The 14,695-nt window shown below is 66.3% G+C and carries 12 protein-coding genes and 1 pseudogene; 9 read left to right on the forward strand and 4 right to left on the reverse strand.

Annotated features, from left to right (window positions below; translation table 11 throughout):
* Positions 1-57: 57 nt before the first annotated feature.
* The gene (locus tag ACETMP_RS04215; RefSeq protein ID WP_375160001.1) at positions 58-1,065 is read left to right on the forward strand and encodes an anion permease; all 1,008 of its coding nucleotides are present in this window, start codon (positions 58-60) and stop codon (positions 1,063-1,065) included.
* On the opposite strand, the gene sugE is transcribed toward ACETMP_RS04215, so the two are convergent.
* The gene (sugE, locus tag ACETMP_RS04220; RefSeq protein WP_028136879.1) at positions 1,058-1,372 is read right to left on the reverse strand and encodes a quaternary ammonium compound efflux SMR transporter SugE; all 315 of its coding nucleotides are present in this window, start codon (positions 1,370-1,372) and stop codon (positions 1,058-1,060) included. The genes ACETMP_RS04215 and sugE overlap by 8 nt on opposite strands.
* Before the next feature lie 174 nt (positions 1,373-1,546).
* On the opposite strand from sugE, the gene ACETMP_RS04225 reads away from it, so the two are divergent.
* The 8 genes and pseudogenes from ACETMP_RS04225 to ACETMP_RS04260 all read left to right on the forward strand — a co-directional run bounded on the left by ACETMP_RS04225 (position 1,547) and on the right by ACETMP_RS04260 (position 10,611).
* Positions 1,547-3,169 (forward strand): peptide chain release factor 3, encoded by a 1,623-nt coding sequence (locus ACETMP_RS04225; RefSeq protein WP_375160002.1) that lies wholly within the window; start codon positions 1,547-1,549, stop codon positions 3,167-3,169.
* Between the two features lie 252 nt (positions 3,170-3,421).
* Complete coding sequence (locus ACETMP_RS04230) at positions 3,422-4,000, forward strand: hypothetical protein (RefSeq protein WP_375160003.1); 579 nt, start codon at positions 3,422-3,424, stop codon at positions 3,998-4,000.
* 191 nt (positions 4,001-4,191) lie between these two features.
* Positions 4,192-4,776 (forward strand): NnrU family protein, encoded by a 585-nt coding sequence (locus ACETMP_RS04235; RefSeq protein ID WP_375160004.1) that lies wholly within the window; start codon positions 4,192-4,194, stop codon positions 4,774-4,776.
* A gap of 154 nt (positions 4,777-4,930) precedes the next feature.
* Positions 4,931-6,524, forward strand: a pseudogene (locus ACETMP_RS04240) (class I adenylate-forming enzyme family protein).
* A gap of 167 nt (positions 6,525-6,691) precedes the next feature.
* Complete coding sequence (locus tag ACETMP_RS04245; RefSeq protein ID WP_375160005.1) at positions 6,692-7,345, forward strand: tetratricopeptide repeat protein; 654 nt, start codon at positions 6,692-6,694, stop codon at positions 7,343-7,345.
* Between the two features lie 33 nt (positions 7,346-7,378).
* Entirely contained in the window at positions 7,379-7,927 is a 549-nt protein-coding gene (locus tag ACETMP_RS04250; RefSeq protein WP_375160006.1) for a hypothetical protein, read from the forward strand.
* Between the two features lie 48 nt (positions 7,928-7,975).
* Positions 7,976-9,358: a ribosome biogenesis GTPase Der gene (gene der, locus ACETMP_RS04255; protein WP_375160007.1), complete on the forward strand. Its 1,383-nt coding sequence runs from the start codon at positions 7,976-7,978 to the stop codon at positions 9,356-9,358.
* Positions 9,355-10,611 (forward strand): TCR/Tet family MFS transporter, encoded by a 1,257-nt coding sequence (locus tag ACETMP_RS04260; protein ID WP_375160008.1) that lies wholly within the window; start codon positions 9,355-9,357, stop codon positions 10,609-10,611. The genes der and ACETMP_RS04260 overlap by 4 nt, the downstream gene beginning before the upstream one ends.
* A 172-nt stretch (positions 10,612-10,783) precedes the next feature.
* Here the strand turns inward: ACETMP_RS04260 and ACETMP_RS04265 are convergent, their stop codons facing one another.
* From ACETMP_RS04265 to purF, 3 genes are all read right to left on the reverse strand, one after another.
* Positions 10,784-12,010 (reverse strand): ABC transporter substrate-binding protein, encoded by a 1,227-nt coding sequence (locus tag ACETMP_RS04265; protein WP_375160009.1) that lies wholly within the window; start codon positions 12,008-12,010, stop codon positions 10,784-10,786.
* A gap of 272 nt (positions 12,011-12,282) precedes the next feature.
* Positions 12,283-13,023 (reverse strand): SDR family NAD(P)-dependent oxidoreductase, encoded by a 741-nt coding sequence (locus ACETMP_RS04270; protein WP_375160010.1) that lies wholly within the window; start codon positions 13,021-13,023, stop codon positions 12,283-12,285.
* Between the two features lie 141 nt (positions 13,024-13,164).
* Positions 13,165-14,688 (reverse strand): amidophosphoribosyltransferase, encoded by a 1,524-nt coding sequence (purF, locus tag ACETMP_RS04275; RefSeq protein ID WP_375160011.1) that lies wholly within the window; start codon positions 14,686-14,688, stop codon positions 13,165-13,167.
* Positions 14,689-14,695 lie beyond the last annotated feature (7 nt).

Consider the following 14,695-nt stretch of genomic DNA (forward strand, 5'->3'; position numbering starts at 1 on the left):
AAAGTGTGCGGCGGTTTTCCGCTCAGATCATGCGCAAGCTTTAAGTAGGGCCTGGCCGTGGATGCTGCGCTGGGTCTTCCCATCCTGGTCGGCTTGATCGCCGTCGCGCTGCTGTTCGACTTCCTGAACGGCCTGCACGACGCCGCCAATTCGATCGCGACCATCGTCTCGACCCGCGTGTTGCGGCCGCAATATGCGGTGTTCTGGGCCGCGTTCTTCAATTTCATCGCCTTTCTGGTGTTCGGGCTGCACGTCGCCCAGACCATCGGCACCGGCATCATCGATCCGGCGATCGTCGATCCCCAGGTGATCTTCGCCGCGCTCGTCGGCGCCATCGTCTGGAACCTGGTGACCTGGGCGCTCGGCATCCCGTCCTCGTCCTCGCACGCGCTGATCGGCGGGCTCGTCGGCGGCGGCATGGCCAAGGCCGGAATCTCCGCGGCGGTGTGGAGCGGATTGACCAAGACGGTGCTGGCGATCGTGCTGTCGCCGCTGGTCGGCTTCCTGCTCGCGATGATGCTGGTGGCGATCGTGTCCTGGGCCTCGGTGCGCTCGACGCCGTTCGCGGTCGATCGCGCCTTCCGCATCCTTCAGTTCGCCTCCGCCTCGCTTTATTCGCTCGGCCATGGCGGCAACGACGCGCAGAAGACCATGGGCATCATCGCCGTGCTGCTGTATTCGCAGGGCCATCTCGGCAGCGACTTCTCGGTGCCGTTCTGGGTGGTGCTGTCATGCCAGGCGGCGATGGCGCTGGGCACCTTGATGGGCGGCTGGCGCATCGTCCGCACCATGGGCCTGCGCATCACCAAGCTGACGCCGATGCAGGGCTTCTGCGCCGAGACGGGCGGCGCGGCGACACTGTTCATGGCGACCTTCCTCGGAGTTCCGGTCTCGACCACGCACACCATCACCGGCGCCATCGTCGGCGTCGGCGCGGCCCGCCGCGTCTCGGCGGTGCGCTGGAACGTGGCAAGCTCGATCGTCTATGCCTGGGTGATCACGATTCCGGCGTCGGGCATCGTCGCGGCGCTGACCTGGTGGGCGGTCCAGCTCTTCGTCAGGTGACGAGCTTCAGCCCGACGATCCCGGCGACGATCAGGCCGATGCTGGCAAGCCGCAGCGCCGTGGCCGGCTCCCCGAACAGGACGATGCCCAGCGTCGCGGTGCCGACGGCGCCGATCCCGGTCCACACCGCATAGGCGGTTCCGACCGGCAGCGATTTGAGCGCGAGGCCGAGCAGGACGACGCTGCCGGCCATGGCCGCCAGCGTGACGACGGACGGAACAAGCCTGGTAAAACCCTCGGTGTATTTCAGGCCGATCGCCCAGGTGATCTCGAGAAGTCCGGCGACGAACAGGATGCTCCAGGCCATGACGACCCTCCATTCAAGGCAGGGGCGTCCCCGCAGGCTGACAGGCTGATGAGGGGGAAGGCCGTCCTTCCCCAAGATCGATCCGATTCAAGCCGATATGGGGCTGGCCGAAGGGCTTCGCAATCGCCAATTGAGGCTTGATCAGGCCCATTTTCCCTGCCAAACGCTGCCGCCATGTCCGACATCGCCACCACCACCGCCGAATCGCCGGCCCGTTCCCCGCTTGCCGCGGAAGTCGCGCGGCGGCGCACCTTTGCGATCATCTCGCACCCCGACGCCGGCAAGACCACGCTGACCGAGAAGCTGCTGCTGTTCGGCGGCGCCATCAACCTGGCCGGCCAGGTCAAGGCCAAGGGCGAGCGGCGCAACACCCGTTCGGACTGGATGAAGATCGAGCGCGAGCGCGGCATCTCGGTCGTGACCTCGGTGATGACCTTCGAGTTTGAGGGCCTCGTCTTCAACCTCCTGGACACGCCGGGCCACGAGGACTTTTCCGAAGACACCTATCGCACGCTCACCGCGGTCGATTCCGCCGTCATGGTGATCGACGCCGCCAAGGGCATCGAGGCGCGCACCCGCAAGCTGTTCGAGGTGTGCCGCCTGCGCGATATTCCGATCATCACCTTCATCAACAAGATGGACCGCGAAAGCCGCGACGTCTTCGAGCTGCTCGACGAGATCGAGAAGACGCTGGCACTCGACACCACGCCGATGACCTGGCCGGTCGGCCGCGGCCGCGACTTCCTCGGCACCTACGACGTCGTCAATGGCGGCGTGCGCCTGCTCGAAGGCGGCGGCGCCAAGACCGGCGCGGCGCAGCAGATCGCGATCGAGGAGCTCGCCAAGCTCAACGCCAATCTCGACGTCGCTGCCGTGAAGGACGAGCTCGAGCTCGTCACGGCGGCGTCAAAGCCGTTCGAACTCGAGGCGTTCCGCGAAGGCCATCTGACGCCGGTCTATTTCGGCAGCGCGCTGCGCAATTTCGGCGTCGGCGACCTCCTGGAAGGCCTCGGCAAGTTCGCGCCCTCGCCGCGCGCGCAGGACAGCGACCAGCGCAGGGTCGAGGCCACCGATCCGCGCATGAGTGCCTTCGTGTTCAAGATCCAGGCCAACATGGATCCGAACCACCGTGACCGCATCGCGTTCGCGCGCCTCTGCTCCGGCAAGCTCAGCCGCGGCATGAAGGCCAAGCTGGTGCGCACCGGCAAGAGCATGCCGCTGTCGAGCCCGCAATTCTTCTTCGCCCAGGACCGCTCGGTCGCGGACGAAGCCTTCGCCGGCGACGTCGTCGGCATTCCCAATCACGGCACGCTGCGCATCGGCGACACCCTGACCGAAGGCGAGGATTTCAACTTCGTCGGCGTGCCGAGCTTCGCGCCGGAAATCGTGCGCCGGGTACGGCTCACCGACGCGATGAAGGCCAAGAAGCTGAAGGAAGCGCTGCAGCAGATGTCGGAAGAGGGCGTGGTGCAGGTGTTCCGCCCGCGCGACGGCGCCCCGGCATTGGTCGGCGTCGTCGGCGCCCTGCAGCTCGACGTGCTGAAGGCGCGGCTCGAGGCGGAATATTCGTTGCCGGTCGAGTTCGAGGTCAGCGAATTCCAGCTGGCGCGCTGGGTCTCCTCGCAGGACCGCAAGAAGCTCGACAGCTTCATCGCCGCCAACACCTCCAGCATCGCCGACGACGTCGACGGCGATCCCGTGTATCTGGCGCGGAACGAGTTCTATCTCGGCTACACCAAGGAGCGCGCCGAGGGCATCGAGTTCACCAACGTCAAGGACGTCAAGAAGAAGGGGTAGGGGCTGCCTACTCGGGTGCCTAACCACACCCTCCGCTGTCATGCCCCGCGAAGGCGGGGCATCCAGTATTCCAGAGACATCGAGGCTCATCACAACTGCCGCGGCGTACTGGGTCGTCCGGTCCTAGCGCGCGATTGCGCACTGGCCGGACGACGACACCGAGGGTGAACGCGAGCATGTGAACGCGAAATGGGCTTGATGCCACATCAAGGCCTCCCGATTTGATTGTGGTCACTCACCGCGGTGTCATTCATGCTGCGCGCAATCTTGGTTCTATTGCTAACCCTCGTTGCTGCTAGCGCCGCTGACGCGCGACCTCGCCAGATCAATCCGATCCCGTTTGCGCACGAGCCGTGCAGCGTGCTCGACTACGGACCATGCACGCCGTCCTATTGCAGCCCGCTCGAACCCGGCCCCTGCATTCCCGAGATCGACTACCCCTACGGCCAGAACCTCCAGCTCACCATCCAGAGTGTTCCATCCGAGGCCGACCGCGCCAAATACCAGAAGCCGGATCACGATCTCGATACGATCGCGGACCTCTTCGCCGCGTTGCGCAGCTGCTGGTCGCCGCCATCGGACAATGCGCGCGCGGGCATGCAGGTGTCGGTGCGCTTCAGCTTCAACAGAGACGGCGGCCTGATCGGCCCGCCGCGCCTCACATATGCGACCTCCGGCGTGCCCGCCGAGACCCGAGCCACCTACCTCGACGCGATCAATTCATCGCTGAAAGCCTGCCTGCCGCTGAAATTCACCGGCGGTCTCGGCGGCGCCCTGGCAGGCCGGCCGATCGCGGTCCGCTATGTCGACAATCGCGAGCTTGGAAAATAGCTCCATCCCCTCATCCTGAGGAGCGCGTTCGTCACGCGCGTCTCGAAGGATGAGGGCCGAGGTGACAGTCGGGCCTCTATGGTTCGAGACGCGCGCAAGGGCGCGCTCCTCACCATGAGGGGTAAGAGTTGCGGCCCGCGGCCAATCGATGATACGCCATTTGGTGGGGGCTGCTTTGCGGGGAGGATGTCGTGGGTCTGCTGGTCATGATCCTGGGGCTGGTGCTGTTCTTTGCGGCCCATGTTTTCACAACCAAACGAGACGCGCGCGCGCAGGCGATCGCAAGGCTGGGCGAGGGGACCTACAAGATCCTCTACACGCTGGTCTCGCTCGCGGGGCTCGCGCTGATCGTCTGGGGCTTTGCCCAATATCGCGCGACGGGCTGGATCGACGTCTGGTATCCGCCCAAGGCGATGAAGCACATCACGGTCGCGCTGATGCTGCCTGCGGTGATCCTGGTGGTCGCCTCTTATTTGCGCGGCCGAATCTATGCGACGCTGAAGCATCCGATGCTGGCCGGCATCAAGCTGTGGGCTGCGGCGCATCTTTTGGCCAATGGCGATCTCGGCTCCATCATCCTGTTCGGCTCGTTCCTGGGCTGGGCCGTCTATGACCGCATTTCGCTAAAAGCTCGCACCGACGCCGGCGGCCCGCCCATACCGGTGGGCGGCATCACCAACGATCTGATCGCGGTCGGGGTCGGCGTGGTCGCCTATGTGGCCCTGGCGTTCGCGTTCCATCCGGTCGTGATCGGCGTGCCGGTCGTCGGGGTGTAGCGCATGAACCGGACCCGAAGGGCCGCGGTCGCGCAACGTGTGGACCGGTTTTCCGACACGATCATGCGCCAAAGTTAGATAGCTGCTCAGCGCAAGACCCATCCGCGCAGCCGTGCGCGGAACGTGACAAGAGCAGCAAGCCGAGGGCGTTCCGATGGACTGGTCGCAATCTCAGATTCCGCCGATGCGGCCTCGAGGCGCGGTTCGGCGATCGGGTGATGCCGGCGTTTTGCGACCGGCCGGCGAGCCTGTGGGCGATGATCGCGGACGCCTGCGCCCGCAATCCGGATGGCGAGGCATTGATTGCGGGCAATGTCCGGCTCAGCTGGCGGCAGGCCGTGGAGCAGGCGACACGGATCGCGGCGGGCTTTCGCAAGCTGGGCTTGCAGCGCGGCGACCGCGTGGCGATCTTGCTCGGCAACCGCATCGAATTTCCGCTGCTGCTGTTTGCCGCCGCGCATGAGGGGCTGGTCACGGTGCTGCTGAGCACGCGCCAGCAGAAGCCGGAGATCGCCTATGTGCTTGGCGATTGCGGCGCGAGGATCCTGATCCACGAGGCCTCGCTCGCCGAGCGGCTGCCCGACGCGCAGGATTTGCCCGATCCGATCCATCGCGTCGCCATCGACGAGGATCCGGCCCGATCGCGCTTCGCCACGCTCGCCGACAACGCGCCGGCACCGGCGCCGGTCGAGGTGAGCGAGGAGGACACCGCGATGATCCTCTACACCTCGGGCACCACGGGCAAGCCGAAGGGCGCGATGCTGGCCCATTGCAACATCGTCCATTCCTCGATGGTGTTCGTGTCCTGCCTGCAATTGACGCAAGCTGATCGCTCGATCGCGGCGGTGCCGCTCGGCCACGTCACCGGCGTCGTCGCCAACATCACCACCATGATCCGCTGCGGCGGCGCGCTGATCATCATGCCGGAGTTCAAAGCCGCCGATTACCTCAAGCTCGCCGCGCGCGAGCGCGTCACCTACACGGTGATGGTGCCGGCGATGTATAATCTCTGCCTGCTGCAGCCGGATTTCGACCGCTACGACCTGTCGAGCTGGCGCATCGGCGGCTTCGGCGGCGCGCCGATGCCGGTCGCGACCATCGAGAAGCTCAAGGCGACCATTCCTGGCCTGAAGCTGATGAACTGCTACGGCGCGACCGAGACGACGTCACCCTCGACGATCATGCCGGGCGAGCTGACCGAGAGCCACATCGACAGCGTCGGCCTGCCGTGCCCCGGCGCGCGGATCGTGGCGATGGATCCGGATGGCCACGAACTGCCGCGCGGCGAGATCGGCGAGCTCTGGATCCAGAGCGCCTCCGTCATCAAGGGCTATTGGAATAATCCGAAGGCCACCGCCGAAAGCTTCACTAGCGGGTTCTGGCACTCCGGCGATCTCGGCTCGGTCGATGCGGAGGGATTCGTCCGCGTGTTCGACCGGCAGAAGGACATGATCAATCGCGGCGGCCTGAAGATCTATTCGGCCGAGGTCGAATCCGTGCTGGCCGGCCATCCCGCCGTGGTCGAGAGCGCGATCATCGCCAAAGCCTGCCCGGTGCTGGGTGAGCGCGTCCATGCCGTGGTGGTGACGCGGGCGCCGGTGGCCGACAGCGACTTGCGGGCCTGGTGCGCGGAGCGGCTGTCCGACTACAAGGTTCCCGAAACCATGGCGATCACGGCCGACCCGTTGCCGCGTAACGCCAACGGCAAGGTATTGAAGCGGCAGCTGCGGGAGCTGCTCGGAGCTTGAGCCGGGCAGGGCCCATCCGGGCTCTCCCGGGTGGTTAACGCCTTGATCGGGCTCGCTTTGCCTTGCCACCGCCATATCGTTAGGGTACCTCGCCGCCACACGGGGGACGGGATTCCTGACGCGGACGCTTCGGCGCGCGCACCCGGACGGGTATGGGATTAGCATAAGTGTCTGAATTATTTGACGAAGTCGACGAGGAAGTACGTCGCGAACAGTTCAAGAGGCTGTGGGACAAGTATTCCATCTACTTCATCGCCCTGATGGTGCTGGTCGTGGCCGCGGCCGCTGGCTGGCAGGGCTACAAGTACTTTGAGGCCAAGAAGGCCGCCGAGGCCGGCGCCGCCTTCGAGAAGGCGGCGGAGCTGTCCGAGCAGGACAAGCACGCCGAGGCCGAGGCCGCCTTCACCGAGCTCGCCGCCAAGGCGCCGTCGGGTTATCGCACCCTGGCACGGCTGCGCGCCGCCGCCGAGGCTGCCGCGCGCGATCCCAAGGCCGCCGCGAAGATGTATGACGATATTGCTGCCGACCGCAGCGTCGGCGGTGAGTGGCAGGATCTGGCGAAGATCCGCGCCGCCGGCCTCATGCTCGACAGCGCCAGCTATGCCGACATGCTGCAGCGGCTGCAGCCCTCCGCCGAGCCCAAGGCGACCTTCCGCCACAGCGCCCGCGAGATGCTGGCGCTGTCGGCCTGGCGCAACAACGACATGACCGCGGCCCGCAAATGGCTCGACGCGATTGGCGAGGACAATGAAACCCCGCCCGGCCTGCGCTCGCGCGCCGAGGCGCTCCAGGCCCTGCTGCCGCCCGTCGCCAAAAGCTGACCGACGGGCCCTCTGACGTAAACGAGACACAAGATGCGCCGCACGCCACGCTTGATCGCAGCCGCCGTCCTGATCGCCTTCACCGGCGGCCTGGGCGGCTGCTCCAGCTTCGATCCAAGCGACTTGCTCGACTTCCTCGATACCAAGAAGAAGCTGCCGGGCGACCGCAAGCCGGTCTTCCCGGAAGGTGTGCCGGGCCTCGAGCAGGGCGTGCCGAAGGATCTGTACAAAGGCGCTCAGCAGCAGCCCGATCCGAACGCGCCTGCCGTCGCGGCTTTGCCCGCGGAGCCGCCGCCGGAGCCGGCCAAGCCGGGGAAGGGCGCCAAGGCGAAGCACACCAGGCAGCCGGCCGCTGCCGTCGCGCCGGCCGAGGCGCCTGCCGGCGAGGTCGACGGCGAGGCCCAGCCCGAGGCGGCGCCGCCCACGGCCGCTCCGCCGCCCAAGCACAAGATCGTCCGCAAGCGCACCACCGCGCCGCCGCCGGATCAGCCGGTCCAGCAGGCGCAACCGACCCAGACCACGCAGCAGCAATCGCAGGGCGCTTTCCCGGCGCCGCTGCCGAGCGGCAGCTTCTCGCGCTGATCATTCATTTCATTGACACGCGCAGCCCTGGCAGCGCACGAATGACCGATGTCCTTCACGATCGCCATCATCGGCCGGCCCAATGTCGGCAAATCGACGCTGTTCAACCGCCTGGTCGGACAGAAGCTCGCGCTCGTCGATGATTTGCCGGGTGTCACCCGCGACCGCCGCGAGGGCGAGGCCAGGCTCGGCGATCTCCACTTCACCATCATCGACACCGCCGGCCTCGACGAGGGCGCCAAGGGTTCGCTGACCGCGCGCATGCAGGAGCAGACCGAGGCCGCGATCGCGCAAGCCGACGCGCTGTTCTTCGTCATCGATGCCCGCATCGGCCTCACCCCGACCGATCGCGCCTTCGCCGATTTCGCCCGCAAGGCCAACAAGCCGGTGCTGCTGATCGCCAACAAGAGCGAGGGTAAGCACGGCGATGCCGGCGCGATGGAAGCCTTCGCGCTCGGCCTTGGCGATCCCATCCAGATCTCGGCCGAGCACGGTGAGGGCATGGGCGAGCTCTACGATGCGCTCGCCAAGCTGATGCCGGAGCCCGTCGACGAAGACGAGATCGAGGACGACGCGCCGCTCTCCGAGGAAGAGGCCGCGACGCGTCCGATCCGCGTCGCCATCGTCGGCCGGCCCAATGCCGGCAAGTCGACGCTGATCAATCATCTGCTCGGCGAGGAGCGGCTGCTGACGAGCCCGGAGGCCGGCACCACGCGCGATTCCATCGCGGTCGAGATCCACTGGAAGGGCCGCGATTTTCGCGTGTTCGACACCGCCGGCCTGCGCCGGCGTTCGCGCATCGAGGAGAAGCTGGAAAAGCTCTCGGTCGCCGATGCGCTGCGCGCGGTGCGCTTTGCCGAAGTCGTCGTGCTGATGATGGACACGCAAAACCGCTTCGAGGAGCAGGATCTGCGCATCGCCGATCTGATCGAGCGCGAGGGCCGCGCCATCGTGCTCGCCGTCAACAAATGGGACCTGATGGAGACGAAGGGCGGCGGCGCGATCTCGACTTTGCGCCGTGATGCCGACCACTGGCTGCCGCAGGTCAAGGGCGTGCCTATTGTCGCCGTGTCGGGCCTGATGGGCGAAGGCATCGACCGCCTGATGCAGGCGATCCAGGACGCCTATGCGGTCTGGAACAGGCGCGTGCCGACCTCGGCACTCAATCGCTGGTTCGAGCAGGCGGTCCAGGCCAACCCGCCGCCGGCGGTGTCCGGCCGCAGGCTGAAGCTGAACTACATCACGCAGAACAAGGCGCGTCCGCCGAGCTTCGTGCTGTTCTGCTCGCGCGCCGACGCGGTGCCGCAATCCTATTTGCGCTACCTCACCAATTCCATGCGCGAGAGCTTCGATCTGCCAGGCACGCCGGTGCGCATCACCCTGCGCGAGAAGGCCAATCCGTTCGCGCACAAACGCAAGCGCCCGTCATGAGCGACGGTGCCGGAGCGGCAGCGGCGCAAGGCGCTGTGCCGGCGAGGGGCGGCGCGGTCGTTTTCATCTTCGTCACCATCCTGCTCGACATGCTCGCGCTCGGCGTGATCATGCCGATCCTGCCGAAGCTGATCGAGAGCTTCGTCGACAACGACACCGCGCATGCGGCCCGCATCTTCGGCCTGTTCGGCACCGCCTGGGCTCTGATGCAATTCGTGTTCTCCCCGCTGCTCGGCGCGCTCTCCGATCGGTTCGGACGGCGGCCGGTGGTGCTGCTGTCGAATTTCGGCCTGGCCGCCGACTACGTGCTGATGGCGCTGGCCCCGTCTCTGCTCTGGCTGTTCATCGGCCGCGTGATATCAGGCATTACTTCGGCCAGCATCTCGACCGCCTTTGCCTATATCGCCGACATCACGCCGCCGGAGCGGCGCGCGGCGGTCTTCGGCAGGGTCGGCGCTGCCTTCGGGGCCGGCTTCATCCTGGGGCCGGCGCTCGGCGGTCTGCTCGGCGACATCGATCCGCGCCTGCCGTTCTGGGCCTCTGCGGCCCTGAGCTTCGCCAATGCGCTCTATGGACTGTTCGTTCTGCCGGAATCGCTGGCGCCCGACAAGCGCGCGCCGTTCCGCTGGAGGAGTGCCAGTCCGATCGGGGCACTGCGTCTGTTGCGATCCAACGGGGTGCTGGCCGCCTTGTCGGTCGTGAACTTCATCGCGCAGGTCGCGCATGTCGTGCTGCCCTCGACCTTCGTGCTCTATGCGACCTACCGCTACGGCTGGGATTCCAAGACCGTGGGATTGACGCTGGCGATGGTCGGCATCTGCGCCATGGTGGTGCAGGGGCTCGCGATCGGCCCCATCGTGCGTGTGCTTGGCGAGCGGAACGCTTTGCTGCTCGGCCTGTGCTGCGGTGCGCTCGGCTTCGCGGTCCTGGGCGCGGCGCCGACCGGGCCGCTATCCTGGATCGGCATTCCCATTCTGGCGCTGTGGGGGATCTCCGGCGCCGCATCGCAGGCCCTGATGACGCGGCTCGTCTCGCCCGATCAGCAGGGCCAGCTGCAGGGCGCGTCGGCGAGCGTGCAGAGCGTCTCGCAGCTCGTCGGTCCGTTCCTGTTCACGCTGACCTTTTCCTATTTCATCGGCAGCAGCGCGCCGCTGCATCTGCCCGGCGCGCCATTCCTGCTTGCGGCGGGACTGATGGTGCTGTGCGTGACGATCGCGGTGCGGACGCTGGGGGCGACGAGGACGGCCTCGTAGGGTGGGGCAAAGGCGCATAAGCGCCGTGCCCACGACCTGTTCGTGAAACGAAGAAATCGTGGGCACCCTTCGCTTTGCCCACCCTACAGCTGTTTTTTTTGAAGCCCCAAACGAAAATGCCCGGGACAAGCCCGGGCATGACGCCGTCAAGACCGTATGGACCGCTACGCGGTCACTTCTTCACCAGCGGACAATCGCTGTCCTTGAGCGGCTTGGCGGCATCTTCCGCCGAGATCGTGGCGATCTGCTTGTAATAGTCCCACGGTCCCTTCGACTCCTCGGGCTTCTTCACCTCGAACAGATAGGCCGGGATGAGCCGGCGGCCGTCCTGGCGCAGCGGGCCGTTGCCGAACAGCGGATCGTCGGTCGGCAGTTCCTTCATCTTGGCGACGACCTTCGCGCCGTCATGCGGATTGCCGCCGAGCGCTTCCATCGCCTTGAGATAATGCAGCACCATCGCGTAATTGCCGGCCTGGGTCATCGAGGGCATCGCGTTCTTGCTGGCAAGCTTGGAGAACCGCTTGGACCATTCGCGGGTCTTGTCGTTCAGGTCCCAGTAGAACGATTCGGTGAAGGTCAGGCCCTGCGCGGTCTTCAGACCGAGCGAGTGCACGTCGTTGATGAACAGCAGCAGCGCGGCGAGCTTCTGGCCGGCGGAGACGATGCCGAATTCGGCCGCCTGCTTGATCGAGTTCGTGGTGTCGCCACCGGCGTTGGCAAGGCCCACGACCTTGGCCTTGGAGGACTGCGCCTGCAGCAGGAAGGACGAGAAGTCCGCGGTGTTGATCGGATGCTTGACGCTGCCGAGCACCTTGCCGCCGTTCGCGGTCACGACCGCGGTGGTGTCACGCTCGAGCGCGTGACCGAAGGCATAGTCCGCGGTCAGGAAAAACCAGCTGTCGCCGCCGGCCTTGGTCAGTGCCTTGCCGGTGCCGTTGGCCAGCATGTAGGTGTCATAGGTGTAGGACACCGTGTTCGGCGTGCAGGCCTTGCCGGTCAGGTCGGCGGAGGCGGCGCCGGAGTTCAGCAGCACCGCGTTCTTTTCCTTGACGAGGTTGCTGACCGCCAGCGCGACACCGGAGTTCGGCGTGTCCGCGATCGCGTCGATCTTCTCGTTGTCGATCCACTGCCGGGCGATGTTGACGCCGACGTCCGGCTTGTTCTGGTGATCGCCGCTGATGACGTCGATCTTCCATCCCTTCGCGAGCAAGCCGGAATCCTCGACCGCCATCTTGATCGCGACCACGGAATTGGGGCCGCCGATGTCGGCATAGAGGCTCGACATGTCGTTGAGCACGCCGATCTTGACGGTCTTGTCCTGTGCGAAAGCGGATGTAGCAAAACCGAAGGCGGCACAGGCCAGCAGGGCCGCGGAGCGGCGGGCGAACGTCGTCGTCATAAAAGGTTTCCTCCATTGTCAAATATGCGGACGGCTCTCTTGCGGGAGCCTTGGTCCTTCCGATGGCTCTAGCCTGTCCGAGAGCCGGCGGCAATGCACCTAAAGCCGGATGACGCTGCGTCGTAGCGTCATCTCTCGGTTAACTTTTGGGCAAAATGCGTCAAGACGCTATTCCAGCGCGTCCGATGTCAGCCTGAATTTCTGGATGCGCTTTCCGGTGTCGACCTCGGCGGTATAGACGTTACCCTTGGCATCGATCGCCATGGCGTCAATCAGGCCGGCGCGCGGAAGCTCATCAGCGTGCGCGTCTTGTAGTCGTAGAACTTGCCGGTCTCGGTCCAGTCGGGCGCGCACATCGGCACGATGAATTCGGCGACCTGCTCGGGCGTGTCGAGCGTCGCGGGATCCTCGCCCGGCATCAGGGTTGCGCGCATGCGGGTGCGGACCGGGCCGGGATTGAACAGGTTGACGCGCAGCTTGGTGTTCGCGGTCTCCTGCGCCCAGGCGCGCGCCAATGTTTCCAGCGCGGCCTTGGAGGCGGCATAGGGGCTGACATAGGCGGTGGCCTTGTTGGCGGCGCCCGAGGTGATGAACACGGCGCGGCCGGCGTCGGACTGCCTCAGCAGCGGTTCCATGCAGCGGATCAGCTGGAAATTCGCGGAGACGTTGACGGCCATGACGTCGTTGAAGGTCTTCGGCTCGATATGGCCGATCGGCGAGGAGGGGCCGAGCACGCCGGCATTGCCGACGAGGATATCGAGCTTGCCGTAGCGCTCGTGCAGCCCGGCGCCGAGCCGCGCGATGCCGTCGGAATCGGTGAGGTTGAGCGGCACCAGGGTGGCGCTGCCGCCGAGCTTGCGGATCTCGTCGTCGAGCTCTTCCAGCCCGCCTTGCGTGCGCGCGGTGGCGACGATATGCGCGCCGGCCTTCGCCAAAGCGAGGGCCGTGGCGTAGCCGATGCCGCGCGAGGCGCCGGTGACGAGAGCGATGCGGTTGGCGAGGGGATTTGTCATGGCGGGGTTTTACAGGCGTGGACGGCCGGGACAAGTCCCCGCTTGCACCTGTCATTCCGGGATGGTGCGAAGCACCAGACCCGGAATCTCAAGATCCCGGGTTCGGTCCTTACGGACCGCCCCGGGATGACGGCTGCGCCGTCAGCTCGCCTCGGCCAGCAGCGACAGCTGGCGCGGCTGCTGCTCGGTCTGGGTCTGGTCGGTGAGGTGGGTCGGATACGCCCCGGTAAAGCAATGATCCGAGAACTTCGGATTGGCGGGGTCGCGGCCGGGCTCGCCCATGGCGCGGTACATGCCGTCGATCGACAGGAAGGCGAGCGAGTCGGCGCCGATGATCTCGCGCATCTCCTCCAGCGAATGCGTCGCCGCGAGAAGACCGCCGCGGTCGGGCAGGTCGATGCCGTAATAATCGGGATACAGGATCGGCGGCGAGGCGAGGCGGAAGTGCACTTCCTTGGCGCCGGCATCGCGCATCATGCGCACGATCTTCTTCGAGGTGGTGCCGCGCACCAGCGAGTCGTCGATCAGGATGATGCGCTTGCCCTCGATCGCGGCGCGGTTGGCCGAATGCTTCATGCGCACGCCGGATTCGCGGATCGCCTGCGTCGGCTGGATGAAGGTGCGGCCGACATAATGGTTGCGGATGATGCCGAGCTCGAACGGCACGCCGGAATGCTGGCTGTAGCCGACCGCGGCGGGCACGCCGGAATCCGGCACCGGCACGACGACGTCGATCGGCACGTGGCTCTCGCGCGCGAGCTGAGCCCCGAAGGCCTTGCGGACCTCGTAGACTGAGCGGCCGTGCACGATGGAATCCGGCCGGGAGAAATAGATGTACTCGAAGATGCAGGGGCGCGGCGCGATCGGCGGGAACGGCTTGTGGATGTCCTGGCCGCTCTCGTCGAACACGATGACCTCGCCCGGCTCGATGTCGCGAATGAAGCGCGCGCCGATGATGTCGAGCGCGCAGGTCTCGGAGGTCAGGATCGGACAGCCGTCAAGCTCGCCGAGCACGAGCGGGCGGATGCCGCGCGGATCGCGCGCGCCGACCAGCTTCTTGTTGGTCAGCGAGACCAGCGCATAGGCGCCCTCGATCTCGCGCAGCGCGTCGATGTAGCGCTCGATGAAGCGGCTGCGGCGGGAGCGCGCGACCAGGTGCAGGATCACCTCGGTGTCGGTGGTCGACTGCATCATCGCGCCGTTCTTCACGAGCTCGCGGCGCAGCGTCAGGCCGTTGGTGAGGTTGCCGTTGTGGGCCACCGCGAGGCCGCCGGCATTGAGCTCGGCGAACAGCGGCTGCACGTTGCGCAGGATGGTGGCGCCGGTGGTGGAATAGCGGACATGGCCGACCGCCATGTTGCCGGGCAGGCGGTCGATCACCTCGCGGCGGGAGAAGGTGTCGCCGACGAGGCCGAGCCGGCGCTCACTGTGAAAACGGCCGCCGTCGTAGGAGACGATGCCGGCGGCCTCCTGGCCGCGATGTTGAAGCGCATGCAGGCCGAGCGCGGTGATGGCGGCGGCGTCGGGGTGACCGTAGATGCCGAAGACGCCGCATTCCTCGCGCAGCGTATCCCCCTCCAGATCGTCCTGAACCTCGAGCGCGGCCGGACCGGGGCCAGCGTGTGGATCGAGATCGAATTGGGCGTCCTGGTCAGGGTGTCGCATCTCGTCC

It is taken from the genome of Bradyrhizobium dasycarpum (assembly GCF_042019905.1).
GTDB classification, from domain to species: domain Bacteria; phylum Pseudomonadota; class Alphaproteobacteria; order Rhizobiales; family Xanthobacteraceae; genus Bradyrhizobium; species Bradyrhizobium japonicum_B.

Excerpts from the sequence above, each read along its gene's own strand:
- der (WP_375160007.1), top strand. The coding sequence starts at position 7,976 with ATGTCCTTCACGATCGCCATCATCGGCCGGCCCAATGTCGGCAAATCG.
- ACETMP_RS04225 (WP_375160002.1), top strand. The coding sequence starts at position 1,547 with ATGTCCGACATCGCCACCACCACCGCCGAATCGCCGGCCCGTTCCCCG.
- ACETMP_RS04265 (WP_375160009.1), bottom strand. The coding sequence starts at position 12,010 with ATGACGACGACGTTCGCCCGCCGCTCCGCGGCCCTGCTGGCCTGTGCC.
- ACETMP_RS04230 (WP_375160003.1), top strand. The coding sequence starts at position 3,422 with ATGCTGCGCGCAATCTTGGTTCTATTGCTAACCCTCGTTGCTGCTAGC.
- purF (WP_375160011.1), bottom strand. The coding sequence starts at position 14,688 with ATGCGACACCCTGACCAGGACGCCCAATTCGATCTCGATCCACACGCT.
- ACETMP_RS04260 (WP_375160008.1), top strand. The coding sequence starts at position 9,355 with ATGAGCGACGGTGCCGGAGCGGCAGCGGCGCAAGGCGCTGTGCCGGCG.
- sugE (WP_028136879.1), bottom strand. The coding sequence starts at position 1,372 with ATGGCCTGGAGCATCCTGTTCGTCGCCGGACTTCTCGAGATCACCTGG.
- ACETMP_RS04270 (WP_375160010.1), bottom strand. The coding sequence starts at position 13,023 with ATGACAAATCCCCTCGCCAACCGCATCGCTCTCGTCACCGGCGCCTCG.
- ACETMP_RS04250 (WP_375160006.1), top strand. The coding sequence starts at position 7,379 with ATGCGCCGCACGCCACGCTTGATCGCAGCCGCCGTCCTGATCGCCTTC.